15 protein-coding genes are annotated in these 15,028 nt (G+C 44.3%); 8 read left to right on the forward strand and 7 right to left on the reverse strand.

Features of this window, described 5'->3' with window-relative positions; genetic code table 11:
* Positions 1-32: 32 nt before the first annotated feature.
* Complete coding sequence (locus WA381_RS16525) at positions 33-377, reverse strand: DUF3718 domain-containing protein (protein WP_014976749.1); 345 nt, start codon at positions 375-377, stop codon at positions 33-35.
* Between the two features lie 417 nt (positions 378-794).
* Positions 795-1,589, reverse strand: a complete 795-nt coding sequence (locus tag WA381_RS16530) for a DUF2189 domain-containing protein (RefSeq protein WP_014949751.1) — start codon at positions 1,587-1,589, stop codon at positions 795-797.
* Between the two features lie 272 nt (positions 1,590-1,861).
* On the opposite strand from WA381_RS16530, the gene WA381_RS16535 reads away from it, so the two are divergent.
* The 5 genes from WA381_RS16535 to WA381_RS16555 all read left to right on the forward strand — a co-directional run bounded on the left by WA381_RS16535 (position 1,862) and on the right by WA381_RS16555 (position 7,020).
* The gene (locus tag WA381_RS16535; RefSeq protein ID WP_014976750.1) at positions 1,862-3,082 is read left to right on the forward strand and encodes a pyridoxal phosphate-dependent aminotransferase; all 1,221 of its coding nucleotides are present in this window, start codon (positions 1,862-1,864) and stop codon (positions 3,080-3,082) included.
* A 1-nt stretch (position 3,083) separates the two neighbouring features.
* Positions 3,084-3,683 carry a 5'-deoxynucleotidase gene (yfbR, locus tag WA381_RS16540; RefSeq protein ID WP_012519109.1) on the forward strand — a complete coding sequence of 200 codons (600 nt, stop codon included), beginning with the start codon at positions 3,084-3,086 and terminating at the stop codon, positions 3,681-3,683.
* Positions 3,684-3,759: 76 nt separating this feature from the next.
* Positions 3,760-5,103: an anti-phage deoxyguanosine triphosphatase gene (locus tag WA381_RS16545; RefSeq protein WP_014949753.1), complete on the forward strand. Its 1,344-nt coding sequence runs from the start codon at positions 3,760-3,762 to the stop codon at positions 5,101-5,103.
* 152 nt (positions 5,104-5,255) lie between these two features.
* Positions 5,256-6,263 carry a protein-methionine-sulfoxide reductase catalytic subunit MsrP gene (msrP, locus tag WA381_RS16550; RefSeq protein ID WP_156086508.1) on the forward strand — a complete coding sequence of 336 codons (1,008 nt, stop codon included), beginning with the start codon at positions 5,256-5,258 and terminating at the stop codon, positions 6,261-6,263.
* A gap of 97 nt (positions 6,264-6,360) precedes the next feature.
* Positions 6,361-7,020, forward strand: coding sequence for a sulfite oxidase heme-binding subunit YedZ (locus WA381_RS16555; protein ID WP_014976752.1), 660 nt, complete (start codon positions 6,361-6,363; stop codon positions 7,018-7,020).
* A 22-nt stretch (positions 7,021-7,042) separates the two neighbouring features.
* On the opposite strand, the gene WA381_RS16560 is transcribed toward WA381_RS16555, so the two are convergent.
* Positions 7,043-7,441 carry a YqaA family protein gene (locus tag WA381_RS16560; RefSeq protein WP_014976753.1) on the reverse strand — a complete coding sequence of 133 codons (399 nt, stop codon included), beginning with the start codon at positions 7,439-7,441 and terminating at the stop codon, positions 7,043-7,045.
* Between the two features lie 328 nt (positions 7,442-7,769).
* Between WA381_RS16560 and WA381_RS16565 the strand changes: the two genes are divergently transcribed.
* The 3 genes from WA381_RS16565 to WA381_RS16575 all read left to right on the forward strand — a co-directional run bounded on the left by WA381_RS16565 (position 7,770) and on the right by WA381_RS16575 (position 10,626).
* Positions 7,770-8,180, forward strand: coding sequence for a hypothetical protein (locus tag WA381_RS16565; RefSeq protein ID WP_014949757.1), 411 nt, complete (start codon positions 7,770-7,772; stop codon positions 8,178-8,180).
* Positions 8,181-8,417: 237 nt separating this feature from the next.
* On the forward strand, positions 8,418-9,035 hold the full coding sequence (locus WA381_RS16570; RefSeq protein ID WP_156086509.1) for a YchJ family protein: 618 nt from the start codon (positions 8,418-8,420) through the stop codon (positions 9,033-9,035).
* Positions 9,036-9,210: 175 nt separating this feature from the next.
* Positions 9,211-10,626, forward strand: a complete 1,416-nt coding sequence (locus WA381_RS16575; protein WP_083605958.1) for an alpha-amylase family protein — start codon at positions 9,211-9,213, stop codon at positions 10,624-10,626.
* 79 nt (positions 10,627-10,705) lie between these two features.
* On the opposite strand, the gene WA381_RS16580 is transcribed toward WA381_RS16575, so the two are convergent.
* The 4 genes from WA381_RS16580 to WA381_RS16595 form a co-directional block, all read right to left on the reverse strand.
* Complete coding sequence (locus WA381_RS16580) at positions 10,706-11,680, reverse strand: NADPH:quinone oxidoreductase family protein (protein WP_014949760.1); 975 nt, start codon at positions 11,678-11,680, stop codon at positions 10,706-10,708.
* Positions 11,681-11,754: 74 nt separating this feature from the next.
* On the reverse strand, positions 11,755-12,813 hold the full coding sequence (locus WA381_RS16585; protein ID WP_156086510.1) for a phosphotransferase family protein: 1,059 nt from the start codon (positions 12,811-12,813) through the stop codon (positions 11,755-11,757).
* A 49-nt stretch (positions 12,814-12,862) separates the two neighbouring features.
* Positions 12,863-14,098 carry an acyl-CoA dehydrogenase family protein gene (locus WA381_RS16590; RefSeq protein ID WP_014949762.1) on the reverse strand — a complete coding sequence of 412 codons (1,236 nt, stop codon included), beginning with the start codon at positions 14,096-14,098 and terminating at the stop codon, positions 12,863-12,865.
* 11 nt (positions 14,099-14,109) lie between these two features.
* Positions 14,110-14,796, reverse strand: a complete 687-nt coding sequence (locus WA381_RS16595) for a histidine phosphatase family protein (RefSeq protein WP_014949763.1) — start codon at positions 14,794-14,796, stop codon at positions 14,110-14,112.
* Positions 14,797-15,028 lie beyond the last annotated feature (232 nt).

Consider the following 15,028-nt stretch of genomic DNA (forward strand, 5'->3'; position numbering starts at 1 on the left):
TTTCTGGATTTATCGTTACCGCAATCAACGCCTTAGCTACGCGACGTTAAGTATTCATGTACGGCATCAGCGTGACGCTCAACTGAAAACTCAATTAGGCTACTGCCATTGCACGTCAACCCTTCTTCAGACGTTACCATACGCAACACTTCACGCTGACTAGCACCAATGCGTCCTACGTTACGTGAAAGACTAGAGCGAAGTACTCTAACGTCATCATTTATCACTGCTTTACAAAACCCTGCGAATTGGGTTTCGCCTACAAAGCGTATGTCTTTTTGTGGTGCTGCGGCAGTTGCGTTAACGCTAAATGCTACGGTTGCAGTTACAGCTAGAACTTTTACCGCGTTGGCTAGTTTCGATTTAACTGGTTTCATGTTTAATTCCTCAATGTGTAGATAAAGGCTTTAATCAAGTTTGTGGCAAACTCTTAGTTTTTGGTTGAACAAAGCTGAACAATCAACAATTCGCTCAACGCCCTTTATTTATGCATCAAGAATTAAAACTTTTCTGTTGAATGATTGTGTAATGGGGGTAAATGTGTGGTAAATCAGTTTGTTACACCATTGTTACTAGGCTAAATCACTGTTTTATCGAGATTAATTTAGATTACATATTACTAATATATCTAGCGATGGAACTTGTAGGAAGAAAGAAATATAAGACTTAAGTATAAAAAGGCCCCTTTTGGGGCCTTAAAACTGTAATTTTAACAAAATATATAATGATAAAGCGCATCTAATGTACAGAAAACCTCACCATTTCCGTAATTAAATTACAGAAAGCGTGGGCGATTACTCATATTTGCGTTCGCGCTTAGTTTCAATGGCATCAATATAAGCATGCCATGAAGCGTAGCCGATAATAGGCATTAACACGATAAAACCAATAAACCCGGTTACGTAACCAATCGCAACGGTGGTAAAGATGATCGCCCCCCAAATAAGCATGGGCACCTTATTAAGCCACACTGCGTTAACACTGGTTAATACAGCGGTGGCAAGGTCAACTTTGCGTTCCATCAAAATTGGTTGGGTAAACGCCGTAATGAAAAGCATGGCCAATGTAAAACCCGCACCAACAATTGTGCCTAGCGCTAAAAATGGTAATAAGCTTTCTAAATCGTTTTCGATATAAGGCGGATAAAGTGCATGGATTAGCGATGCAACACGCAACCAGAATATCATCATCACCATAAGTAAAATGGCAAAGCCCCACTCGTTAAAAGCATTTCGGCGCATTGCACGCAAAGAATGGCGTAACGTGGGCTTATGGCCTTTCTCCATTTCCCAGCTCACATCATAAAGACCAGCAGCCAAAAATGGACCTACCAACATAAAGCAAACAATGGCCGGTAGAATGACCAAGTGCCAACCTGTCATTTCAACCAAGTACATAATAAACCACGGAATAACCGCGAAAAGAACGCCATAAAACAATGTGAGACCTGGTGCGCGCATAGCGTCTCGTAATGCCAATGACAACCATTTTATAGGGTCGCCAACGTCTAATTCTTTACAGGGAATAACGCGTGCTATACCACTTTGCGTGATTGCATTCTCTGGTGTTTCTTTGAAATGGTGCGACATATTCTTATCACCTCTGCTTGTTAGCCTGTTTGTTACTAACGCGTTTTTTATACACGCCTTACTACTACGATAGGCGCTGAATGAAAAGTTCACAAGCTATTAACATAAATTTTATACTTAAGTGACACGCGGATCATTCATCTCGTTATGTGGTCAATAAATAGCCACTTGGTGAAAAAAGTAGTGCTTAAAGCAGAAATACTGCAAAAAGGCCATCGCATATGGCTTTGTATTGCGATAATCTCAGGGTATGTAAATCAACCAGATAGACCATGAAAACTGTATCTCGCTCACATAAATTAGATAACGTTTGTTACGACATTAGAGGCCCAATCGCTGCGCAAGCACGCAAAATGGAAGACGAAGGACACCGCATATTAAAGCTGAATATCGGTAACCCTGCCCCATTTGGATTTGAAGCCCCTGACGATATCGTAAAAGACGTTATTCATAACCTGCCTACGTCTCAAGGATATTCAGACTCGACAGGAATTTATGCTGCCCGTGTGGCCGTGATGCAGTACTACCAGCAGCGCAACATTAAAGACATCCGTGTAGATGACGTTTATATTGGTAACGGCGTATCTGAGTTAATTATGATGGCAATGCAGGCGCTACTTAATCATGGCGATGAAGTGCTTATTCCAAGCCCTGACTACCCGCTTTGGACAGCAGCAGTTAGCCTCTCGTCAGGTTCACCCGTTCATTATCGCTGCGACGAGCAAGCAGGCTGGTTCCCAGATATTGACGACATAAAAAGTAAAATCACCAGTAAAACTCGCGCGATCGTACTGATCAACCCTAACAACCCAACCGGCGCAGTTTACGACAAAGCCCTTTTACAAGATGTGGTTGAAGTCGCCCGCGAACATGGACTTGTTGTATTTAGCGACGAGATTTACGACAAAATTCTTTACGATGAAGCAAAACACACCAGTATTGCTTCACTGGCTGACGATGTTTTTTTTGTTACCTTTGGCGGTTTAAGCAAAAACTACCGTGTGGCGGGCTTTCGCTCTGGCTGGCTTGTAGTCAGCGGCAATAAGCGATTAGCGTCTGACTATATTGAAGGGCTTAATATTCTGTCTTCCATGCGGATGTGCGCTAACGTACCGTGTCAAAGTGCTATTCAAACTGCGTTAGGCGGCTATCAAAGCATTGACGACTTGGTGAAAGAAAACGGGCGTCTTCGCATTCAGCGCGACGTGACTACAGATATGCTAAACGGCATTGACGGTATTTCGTGCGTTAAACCTAAAGGTGCCATGTATTGTTTCGCCAAAGTAGATGAGAAGAAATTCAACATTCAAAACGACGAACAAATGGTGCTGGACTTATTAAGCTCTGAAAAAATTCTGCTGGTACACGGTCGCGCGTTTAACCTGACCGAAGGCACGTACTTTCGATTAGTATTTTTACCGCACAGCGATGTATTGGTGCCTGCTCTGCATCGTATTGGCAACTTCTTTAGAACGTATAAGCAAGGGGCGTAATGTGTCTGATAAAAGTCACTTTTTTGCGCACCTGGCGCGCTTAAAGCTTATTAATCGCTGGCCGCTAATGCACAACGTGCGCACAGAAAATGTGCAGGAGCACAGTTTGCAGGTGGCCATGGTTGCCCACGCACTTGCTTTAATAAAAAATAAGTTTTTTGGCGGCACACTAAACCCTGATCGTATTGCTACCATGGCAATATTTCACGACGTGTCGGAGGTACTCACCGGAGACCTCCCTACCCCAGTGAAATACTTTAACCCTGCGATTAAAGAAGAATATAAAAAGATCGAAAAAATTGCAGAGAACAAGCTAATTGAAATGGCACCAGAAGCATTTCGAGAAGACTACGCTGCGCTTATTGATCATCACTACCATAGTGAAGAAGAAGCTTTTATTGTGAAAGCAGCAGACGTACTTTGCGCTTACCTAAAAACGCTTGAAGAATTAGCTGCTGGTAACCAAGAGTTTAAGCTGGCTAAGAAAAGATTAGATAAAACCCTTAAAGAATATCATTCTGAAGAGGTGGACTACTTCTTAACGCGTTACGTACCAAGCTTTTCTTTAAGTCTTGATGAAATTACGCAAGACGATATGTGAGCGAGGCGGCTAACAGCCCATAAATCACTATACTGACGAATAGAAGTAGCATACACAGCAAGGCAGCGAGGTTTTTTTGGCAACAAGCGATTGGGAATTAGCATTACACGAGCGTCGTTTACCCCGTAGCGAAACAAGAGACGGCGATCATCGCAATCCATATCAACGTGATAAAGCGCGCGTTCTTCACAGCGCCGCCTTTCGTAGATTGCAGGCAAAAACCCAGGTGCTCGGTGTGGGGCTGAGCGACTTCTATCGCACTCGACTAACCCACTCTCTAGAAGCCGCCCAAATTGGCACCGGTATTACTGCCCAACTTTGGGTGAAATTTCCAGATATTGCCTCGACGTTAGCGCTTGATCCTACGTTAATCGAAACCCTCTGTTTGGCTCACGATATTGGTCATCCCCCATTCGGCCATGGTGGTGAAATTGCGCTTAATTACATGATGCACCAATACGGCGGGTTTGAAGGAAACGGACAAACTTTTAGGATCATCACTCAGCTAGAGCCCTATACCGCCGAACACGGCATGAATTTATGCAGAAGAAGCGTGTTAGGCTTGGTTAAATATCCGAATTTTATCGATGCCCTTCATAGTAAAGGACCTACGCCAGAGCGCCCTGTTTCACTTCGTCAGGTGAAGGCCCACGACTGGCATCCGCCAAAAGGTCTGTTTCGCTGCGATGAGCCCCTGTTCGACTGGCTACTTACGCCATTTAGCAATGAAGATAAAGATGGGTTTATGCAGTTTACTGCAAAACTGAATGCACACAGTAAAACGCAATTTAAATCGTTCGACTGCTCAATTATGGAACTGTCTGACGATATCGCCTATGGCATTCACGACTTAGAAGATGCCATTGTAATGGATATGGTCGACAAGCATCACTTTGTCGAGGATGTAACCACGCCGCTAAAAGCGCTAGATGTACCGTGGCTTTCAGACAATATAGAAGTGCTAACCAATAAGCTATTTAGCGCTGCACATCACGAAAGAAAAAATGCCATAGGCGCGCTGGTAAATAGCTTTATTACAGCTATTGAAATAAAAGGCGTTGAGGGTTTCGCTCACCCGTTACTGGCGTTCAACGCCGTAATGCCTGAACATTTTGCACAAGCCTTGGAGCTTTTCAAACGCTTTGTGTTTAACAAAGTAATACGCCGCCCCGATGTGCAGCTTCTTGAATACAAAGGACAGCTGGTGGTTATGGAGCTTTTTGAAGCCTTTGCATCAGATCCCGACCGCTTACTTCCCGAAAACACTCAAGTTCGCTGGCGTAAGGCCTGCGAGAGCGGCAATGGTATGCGCGTTCTCGCCGACTATATATCGGGTATGACCGATGAATTCGCATCTCGCCTATACAGTAATATCTTTTCACCTAAACAAGGCGGTATTCAAGATAGTCTGCATATGTAGATTGTTTTGTTTTTCCAAATTAATTGAAATGAAAAGACCGTACTCTCGGTCTTTTTTATTATGTTGAACTTACTCGTTACATTAACGTAGCTAAATGTACTGGGCGAAGTGACGACCATTTCTCATAGTCTTATCATAATTTAGGTGACGTAATGCCAAAACCATTTAAACCCTCAGTAAAATTAACTGATAACGACGTAACCAATGAAGACGTTTACAAGAGTCGCCGTTCATTGCTCAAATCTATGGGCTTTGTGGGAGCGTCTACGCTGTTGGCGAAGTCGGCAGGCGCTGCCGGTTGGTTTTGGGAAGATGAAGAAGAGAAGGCAGCGTTTAAGGGAAAGGCGCTGGAGTTTAGTCAGCCCCCTGAGTTTCAAATAACGGAAACCCGAACGCCTGAAGATAAAGTGACCAGCTACAACAACTTCTATGAGTTTGGCACATCTAAAGATGCACCAGCCAAAAATGCGACTGAATTTCAAACTAATCCATGGACGTTAAAAGTTGACGGGATGGTTAAAAACCCCATTGAGCTTGATCACGATGCCTTGACAAAGCGTTTTCCCCTTGAAGAACGCATTTACCGCTTGCGCTGCGTGGAAGCATGGTCGATGGTGGTGCCTTGGATTGGGTTTGAGTTGGGGGCGTTGTTAAAACAAGCCGAGCCATTAATGTCAGCCAAATATGTGGCATTTGAAACTTTATATGACCCTGAGCAAATGCCCGGTCAACGAAGCCGCTTTACCGGTGGTGGTATTGATTACCCTTACGTAGAGGGTTTGCGTCTTGACGAAGCCATGCACCCGTTAACGCTCATGTCGGTTGGTCTTTACGGGAAGACCTTGCCACCTCAAAACGGCGCGCCTATCAGGCTTGTTGTACCGTGGAAGTATGGTTTTAAGAGCATTAAGTCTATTGTGAGAATTCGCCTTACCGACAAGAAGCCGCCTACCACATGGAATCGACTGGCTGCCAACGAGTATGGCTTTTACGCCAATGTGAATCCAAACGTGTCGCACCCAAGGTGGAGCCAGGCCAGCGAGCGTAGAATAACCACAGGTGGGCTACTCGCCAGAAATCGCATCGACACCCAAATGTTCAACGGTTACAGCGAAGTCGCGCCGCTATACAAAGATATGGACTTGTCCCGTTATTACTAGCTGGTACGTTTTATAGGGCTACGAGCAAATAGCTAGCCCTTCTAACCAATATCTCATGACCGAAGCTATTAAACATTATTATTAAGTTGTTCATTTAATGCCGTTAAGAAAAAAACCATTTCGACTCTCTGTTTGGCAACGCCGCAGCCTAAAAGGTCTTATTCACCTTTTCGCATTGGGCTATATCGCCTGGTTGTTTTTTGCAGGGGTAACCGATCAGCTTGGTCCAGACCCTGTAAACACGCTCATCAATGAGACTGGAACCTGGGCAATTCACTTTCTTTTACTAACGCTTACTCTTAGCCCACTTGCTAAATGGCTACCAAGCCCAGAACCGATGCAATTCAGACGTATGATTGGCGTATACACCTTTGTGTACGCCTTTGCACACCTGCTCACATACATTGTGTTTGAAATCCAGCTTGATATGGCACTAGTGGCTAGCGAGATAGTAAGCAGGCCATACATCATTGTTGGCATGGCAGCGTTACTTCTTCTTTTTGCTCTCACCGCTACGTCGTTCAAGCGTATCCAGCGCAACATGGGAAAAAAGTGGCAGAAGCTTCACAACAGCATTTACCTGATCCTGCCCCTTGCACTACTTCATTTCAGCTGGTCGCAGAAGACGTTTTGGCAAGAGCCCGTTTGGTATTGGATGATTGGACTGATATTAATGAGCCCAAGAATGAAGCTGTGGTATGTGACGTATCAGAAGAAAAGCCAAAAGAAGTCGAGAGGCAAAAACGCAGTGGCGTGAGAAAACTAAAGTCGAAAACCTTTTAAACAAGTACGTAAAGCAGCGCAGCATAACGCGCTGTTTTACTGAGCGTTACCGCGAGAATAAAAAACCAAAACGGGCTTCTAAGTACACCTGCTACTAAAGTAATAGGGTCGCCAATAATAGGTACCCAGCATAAAAACAAGCTCCACTTCCCCCACTTTGTAAAGGTGTAGCTTGCACGTTTAAACGCCGCTTCGCTCACTTTTAACTTATCGGTCGCAATTTCTTTTCCGAACTTGAAGCCCAATGCATAATTAACCACCGAGCCAAGTACATTTCCCAACGAAGCAACAACAAGCAACAACACCCAGTTCAACCCACTACTGTATAAAGCACTAAGCACGATTTCAGAACTAAAAGGCAATATAGTGGCTGCCAAAAATGCCGATAAGAACATCCCCAAGTAGCCTAAATGTATTAATGCGCTCAACGCTCCTCCAGCTTTATACAGTAGTTTTCTATGTAAAATTCGCGCGCATCTTACCTTAATCGGAGTATGAATACTTCCTTCAGAATTCGATAGCACAAAAAAACCATTATCTTTTATGTAGTTACTGAGAAAACACCAATTTGTGTGAAAAAAGTACAACTAAATACTTGCCAAAGTCCTCCTTTAAGAATACTGTATACACATACACACTGTACAAGCAACCAGTATCAATCAATAACAATATTCCTGAAGTTCGATTTATGAACTTAAGGGCAAATGCATAAAGGGTTTTACTATGAACACATCTTCAGTTTCACGATTCAATGCTTTACGCGCTTCGGTTTCAAATGTTGTTCAACTACCTTTGCCGATAGAAGGGTTTCCTAGCGAAAAACAAGGTAATGGAAAAGGAAGTAACGACAAAGGTTGGAATTATCTGCTTTCAAATACGGTGTCGTTTTCGAAAACTGTAGATCACGCTATCCGTATTCAAAAACCTGAAAAAGAAAAAATGCCCGAATGGATCAGTAAGCTGATTACAGGTGGCCAGTGTAAAACACTGTATGTGGAAAACATTGATTTAGACCTTCAACCAACCGACAGTGAAATGATCAGAAAGCTGTGTGAGCTTTATTCTGTCAGCCTAGTGAATGTACGTGTTAACAGTATTAATGACGAACAAAACGTAGCATTAGGTCCTTGGTAATACAAAGCCTGTTTATGCTTACATTTTACGTTTGCCTGAGTAGCGGTGCGTAAACAAAACCTAAATATCTATTTTCATACAACTCTTTGGCTTGAAATCTCTGACATGTACCCTCTGGCATGGACCGCCAAGGAATCTTTGAATATCGGCAATATTTACGTCTAAAAAAGTTGGAGCTCACGCAACTTATACTTATACTGTAGCGCTTTGTTTTACTCTTAAACTGCGAGTTGTCTTATGCGCTGCTACTGTTGCTCATCAAAATCCTTCGACGAATGCTGCGGGCCTTTTATTAAGGGTGATAAACACCCTAGTTCTGCAGAGCAACTTATGCGCTCCCGTTTTTCAGCCTACGCTACAGCGCATTATCAGTATATTCTTGAAACCTACACCAAAGAAAAGCAGCAGGGTCTTTCTGTAGAGGATTTGGCGCAAAGCGCACAAGGTGCGACATGGTTCGCACTTAAAGTTCACCCCACTCTAGCGGCTAGCTCCGTAGATAGCTTGGTAGGTAACTCGGTCAGTAGTACTGAAGATAGTTCGATAGACAGTACTGTAAATGCTGACGCTAAAGTCGAAGCAGTAACCAACGCCGAGCCAATCTCTAAGACTAATTTAAAGTCCATCTCCAAACCCAATAATGCCATTGTTGAATTCACTGCTTACTATTTTGAAAATAAAAGCATGTATCAGCTTCACGAAACGTCGAATTTTAGTGTTGAAGACGGTAAGTGGCGTTATCACGACGGCGTATTACACGACGACTGCGGCAAAATTAAATACGGGAGAAACCTACCTTGTGTTTGCGGTAGCAACAAAAAATTCAAACAGTGCTGCGCAACTAAGAGCCGCTAACCCAATTGCAATAACTAACTGTACTCCCTTCCCTGCGCATCTTGATTGTTCACCTTTCCTTTAATTTAAAATTAAAGGTGAATTGAATACGTATGCATGATGTTTATTATTTGTAAACAAAATGTAAGCATTACTTTCATCTTTTATCTCGCTTCCACATAAAATAGGACACACTATGAAGATGAAGAAACATGCGGCTGGCGTTCTAATAGGCGCAGCACTGAGTACATTAAGTTATCAAAGCTATGCCGACGTTATACTACACGCATTTAACTGGACCTACGACGACGTAGCCGCAAAAGCCCAGGAAATTGCGGATCTTGGTTACACCAAAGTACTTGTTTCGCCTGCTTATAAATCGACAGGTGATCAGTGGTGGGCGCGATATCAACCACAGGACTATCGAGTTATTGATAACCCACTTGGTGACACTGCTGACTTTCAAGCGATGGTTAATGCATTAAATGCCAAAGGTGTAGAGACCTATGCGGATATTGTCTTTAATCATATGGCGAACGAAGCATGGAAACGTTCAGACTTAAACTACCCCGGAAGTGAAATACTACAGCAGTACTCTTCAAATCAGGGATACTACAATGGCATCACATTGTTTGGTGATGTAAGTAGCGGCCTTTTTGGCGGTGGTGACTTCCACGGTACGTATGATCAAGGTGGCCCTAAGTGCATTAGTAACTACAGCGACGTGGGCGATGTTCAGTACAATAGATTATGCGGCGCCGCGCCAGATCCTGGCTTGCCCGACCTAGACCCCAATAATTGGGTAGTAGCCCAGCAAAAAGCGTATCTTCAGGCGTTAAAAGACATGGGTGTAACCGGTTTCCGCGTTGATGCTGCAAAGCACATGACCAACTATCATATCAACGCGGTGTTCGACAGCAATATAAAAAACGGCGTGCATGTTTTCGGAGAAATAATTACCACGGGCGGTGCAGGCTCTAGTGAGTATGATAACTTCCTTGCACCTTATTTATCAGCAACAGGTCACTCGGCCTACGACTTCCCGCTTTTCGCGCAGATACGCAGTGCATTTAGCTTCGGTGGTTCGATGAATGCCTTAGTTGACCCAGGAGCGTACGGTCAGGCTTTATCAGGCGACAAGGCCATCACATTTAGTATTACCCACGACATCCCGCTAAACGACGGCTTCCGCTACCAGTTACTTGACCCTACCGACGAACATTTGGCAAATGCCTATGTACTAGGCCGTGACGGTGGTGTTCCATTACTGTACTCAGATAACAATGAAAGTGGTGATAATCGTTGGGTAGATTTGTACAAGCGTGATGACATCAAGGGTATGGTTAAATTCCATAACGGAGTTCAGGGCAGTGGCATGCAAGTGGTAAGTCATAATGACTGCGTTATTTTCTTCAAGCGTGACCATCAAGGCGTTGTGGGTATTAATAAATGCGCAGACGGCCAAGATATATGGGTAGATACATCTACGGACAATTTGTGGTGGTATAGAAATTACCGCGATACGTTAAGTAATGATGTGCAATATATTACAACTCAGTGGCACAAGTTCTATGTACCAGGAAGAAGCGCCCGAATGTGGCTTATGGAATAACCCACTGTTAACAAGAAAAGCCTGAACATCGATTGTTCAGGCTTTATTGTTAAGTTACCCACGTGTCAGGCTTGTAGGATCAGGGCACAAGCACCATCTTACCTTTCACTTCCCGGTTCATTACCTTGGCCATGGCTTTCGTTGCTTGTTCTAAGGGTAATGCTTCATCTACGACCACCTTTACCTTACCTTGCACATACCAAGTTAAAAGCTCTTGCATGTTTTCCGCAAAGCCTTTTGGATCGTGCTGAGTAAACGAACCCCAAAATACCCCCATGACTGAATAGCCTTTTACCAGCGCCAAATTAACCGGGAATTTCGGGATCTCACCGCCAGCAAAGCCAACCACAAGTAAACGCCCTTCCCATGCCATACTGCGGCTGCAAGCGTGGAATGTGTCACCGCCAACGCATTCATAAACTACATCGACACCTTTGCCGCCTGTGACTTCTTTCAGCGTTTCTTTGAGATCTTTTTCTTTGTAGTTAATTAAAACGTCTGCGCCATACTCTTTAGCAAGCGCCAGCTTTTCTTCTGTTGAGCAAACTGCAATAACTTTAGCGCCCATAATCTTGCCTATTTGCACTGCTGCTAAGCCAGTACCACCCGCTGCGCCGGTTACAACCAGTGTTTCGCCTGGCTGCAGTTTTGCGCGCTGCTTTAACGCGTGATGTGCTGTCGCATGCGCAGTTACAAGAGCAGCCCCCTCATTAACATGGATGGGATCAGGTAACGGCATAACATGAGTGGCAGGGATCAGCGCTTTTTCTGCGTAACCACCTAAGTTAGACAACGCAATAACTCGTTGCCCTTCTTTTAAATGGCTTACGCCCTCACCTACTTCAGATATGGTGCCTGCCACTTCATTGCCAGGAATAAACGGGAAGTCTGGCTGCATTTGATACAGACCTTGCACCAATAGTCCGTCTGGAAAGTTCACCCCTGCGGCTTCAACATTTACGACTACATGCCCTTTTTTTACTTCTGGGTCTGCAACGTCTTTAAATTGAAGTTCTTCAAGTGGTCCAAAAGATTCGCATACAATTGCTTTCATACTGTCTCCAGTTGCTTTGTTCGACGAGCACGCTATTGATAGCATGACATGTCATTAAATACGTTATATGGCGTTTATTCGCTTTGGTGAATGGTTTGGTTCGCAATTTGCGCCAGAGGTCGCACCATTGCGCCTAATTGCATAGCCTTCTCGCTTGACGCATTGCCATCGTGTGCGCGTTTTACCACGCCTTGTAAAATAGCGGCTAAACGGAAAAAACTAAATGCGAGGTAAAACGTCCAATTGCTAATGCCATCAATACCTCTTCGCTCGCAATACGCATTGATATATTCTTGTTCGCTTGGAATGCCTAACTGCTCTCTGTCTAAACCACCTAACCCAGCTGCGTGCGCAATGTCAGAGGGAAGGCGCAACTGCATACATTGGTAAGCCAAATCGGCATACGGATGCCCCAACGTTGATAATTCCCAATCAAGCACCGCGACTACTCTTGGTTTTTTAGGGTCAGACATATCAAACATCATATTGTCTAAACGAAAATCGCCATGGACCAACGAGACTTGACCATCATCTTTTGGCAGGTTGATTTCAAGATACTGAATAAGACTTTCAATTTCTTCAACATGCTCAAGTTCAGATGCACGATACTGCTTGGTCCACCTGCTTAGCTGACGTTCAAAGTAGCTGCCAGGCCTTCCATAATCGCGTAAGCCTGCGCTTTCAATATCTACGCTGTGAAGCGCTGCAAGCACCCGGTTCATTTCATCATACATGGCACCACGAGTAGCAGAAGATGCTATTTCAGGCAGTGCGCTATTCCAGAAAATGTCACCTTCAACATAGGCCATAATGTAAAACATGCTACCGATTATGCTGGCATCTTCACATAAATGGTACGCTTTGGGCACAGGCACTTCTGAGCCCTGCAACGCGTTGATAACGCGAAATTCTCGGTCAACTGCATGGGCCGATTTCAGTAATTTGCCCGGAGGTTGACGGCGTAATACATAAACGCCGTTATCCGTAGTAAGTTTAAACGTCGGGTTCGATTGCCCACCCGCAAATTTCTCAGCGCTTTTGACGTGCCCAATACTCGGGCACGCAGAAGATAAATACGAATTCAGCACTGCTAAATCTATGACATGTGGGGCTTTCGCATTGTCTTTAGACACATTCACTCCTTACCCGTAATTTTTTGTATTGTTTATTTACAACACTGACTTATTCAGCGACTGCTTTTTCAGCAATAAGATTACGACCTAACTGCATCATGTGAACCTGATCAGGGCCATCTGCCAGCTTGATAGTACGCGCATAAGCGTACATGGCAGACAATACGAAATCTTGGCTTGTACCTGCAGCGCCGTGCATCTGAATGGCATGGTCGATAACGTTACAGGCCATAGTAGGTGCAACTATCTTGATAGCAGCGATAAGGTCGCGCGATACTTTGTTGCCATAGCGATCCATCTTATCAGCCGCTTTCAACGTAAGCAGACGCGCCTGTTCAATATCACAGTGCATCTGCGCAATGCTTTCTCTAACCGATTGCTGTTTTGACAACGGTTTGCCAAACGCCACTCGGCTTTCAACTCGTTCACAGGCCATATCGAGCGCGCGCTGTGCACAGCCAATAAGGCGCATACAATGGTGAATACGGCCCGGGCCTAAGCGCCCTTGCGCGATTTCAAAACCACGCCCTTCACCAAGCAGTAAGTTTTCTGCCGGTACACGTACGTTTTCAAACAAGACTTCAGCATGACCAATAGGCTCGTCGTAATAGCCCATTGCTGCCATTGGGCGAACAATAGTTACACCCTTGGTGTCCATAGGAACTAAGATTTGAGACTGCTGCTGGTGACGAGGCGCATCGAAATCAGTTTTGCCCATTACCACCATAATTTTACAGTTTTCATTCATAGCACCGCTGGTGTACCACTTACGGCCGTTGATAACGTATTCATCGCCATCGCGCTTAATGGAAGTTTCGATGTTTGTCGCGTCACTTGATGCCACTGCAGGCTCTGTCATAGCAAAGGCTGAGCGTATTTCCCCGTTTAAGAGAGGCTCTAACCACTGCTTTTTCTGACTCTCGTTACCGTATTTCGCCAGCACTTCCATATTGCCGGTATCTGGCGCACTACAGTTGAAGATTTCAGAGCTAAACAAAACTCTGCCCATTTCTTCACAAAGTGGTGCATACTCTGCGTTAGTCAAGCCCGCGCCATATGGCTTATATTCCTCAGGTAAAAATAGATTCCAAAGACCCGCTTCTTTTGCACGCTTTTTCAATGTATGCATCATTTCAGGCGTTTTCCAACGACCTTCGCCATTGTTGGCAGAGCCATTTTCTACGGCGTGAATGTATTCCTTTTCAATTGGATACACTTCTTCTTTCATAAACGCTTTTAGTTTTTCTAAAAGTGCTTGGGTCTTTTCATTATATTCAAAGTTCATAACTGCCCCATTTAGCTGTAGGTAATGGCGTGTAACCTGTCAATCACATCCAGGTGAGGTACGCTGTTGAAGTTATTAAGGTGAACGCCTCGCGCATTGGCAAAGCATTGAGAAAAACTGGCATTTCGGATCTGCAAATTCATATTTACAACGGTGGCCGCATCGTAGCCAAGAATGTGTTTGAGCATCATGGCAATTGCACCGCCAGAACTCACAACGAGAACACGCTTCGCATCTATACTTTGAAGGTGCGTGAGCATACTGTGAACTCTGTCTTCGAACTGACCCCATGTTTCATCAAGGAGTTCATGCGCCAATTCGTCTTGCGACCAGGCAAGCATTGCTTTTTTTAGCAATCGGTAATATTCAGAAGGCGAAGCACCTTCAGGTACTTTTGCTTCTGGGTAGCGTGTTAAATAGGCGGTAGCCACTGCCTGAAAATTGAATTCATTCAGTGCACTATTCACTGTAACTTCAGGTAGCGTATAGTCTTCAGTAGCAATACCCGAGGCAATACCGTCTTTGGTTTCGTGATGCCTAACCATGTCGCCAGAGAAAACTGCATCAAATTCAACATTGCGATGCTTGAAATAGTCACCAAGCCAAATGGCCTGTTGCCCACCCAGTTCACTAAGTTTGTCATAGTTCGCTTTGCCAAAAGACGCTTGACCATGTCGCACTAAATAGATGTCTGTCATACCGCTGCCTGATGTTATTAATATGTTAACTTTCAACCAACATACTAAGGAAAACAGCGATATAAGTTTAATTGATATTTTGAATGAGTATGCATCATGTGAAACTATTCACTGCCAAATATCCGTTCGCTTTTTGCACGTTACGAACAAAATTTGACATGATAGCTTCAAATGCGTGCAATATATGTTCATTAGATTGTATAGTGAAAAAGCACTACACGACGTCATAGGG

Origin of the sequence: Alteromonas sp. CH_MED4-4 (genome assembly GCF_037029575.1) — a bacterium.
GTDB lineage: Bacteria > Pseudomonadota > Gammaproteobacteria > Enterobacterales > Alteromonadaceae > Alteromonas > Alteromonas macleodii.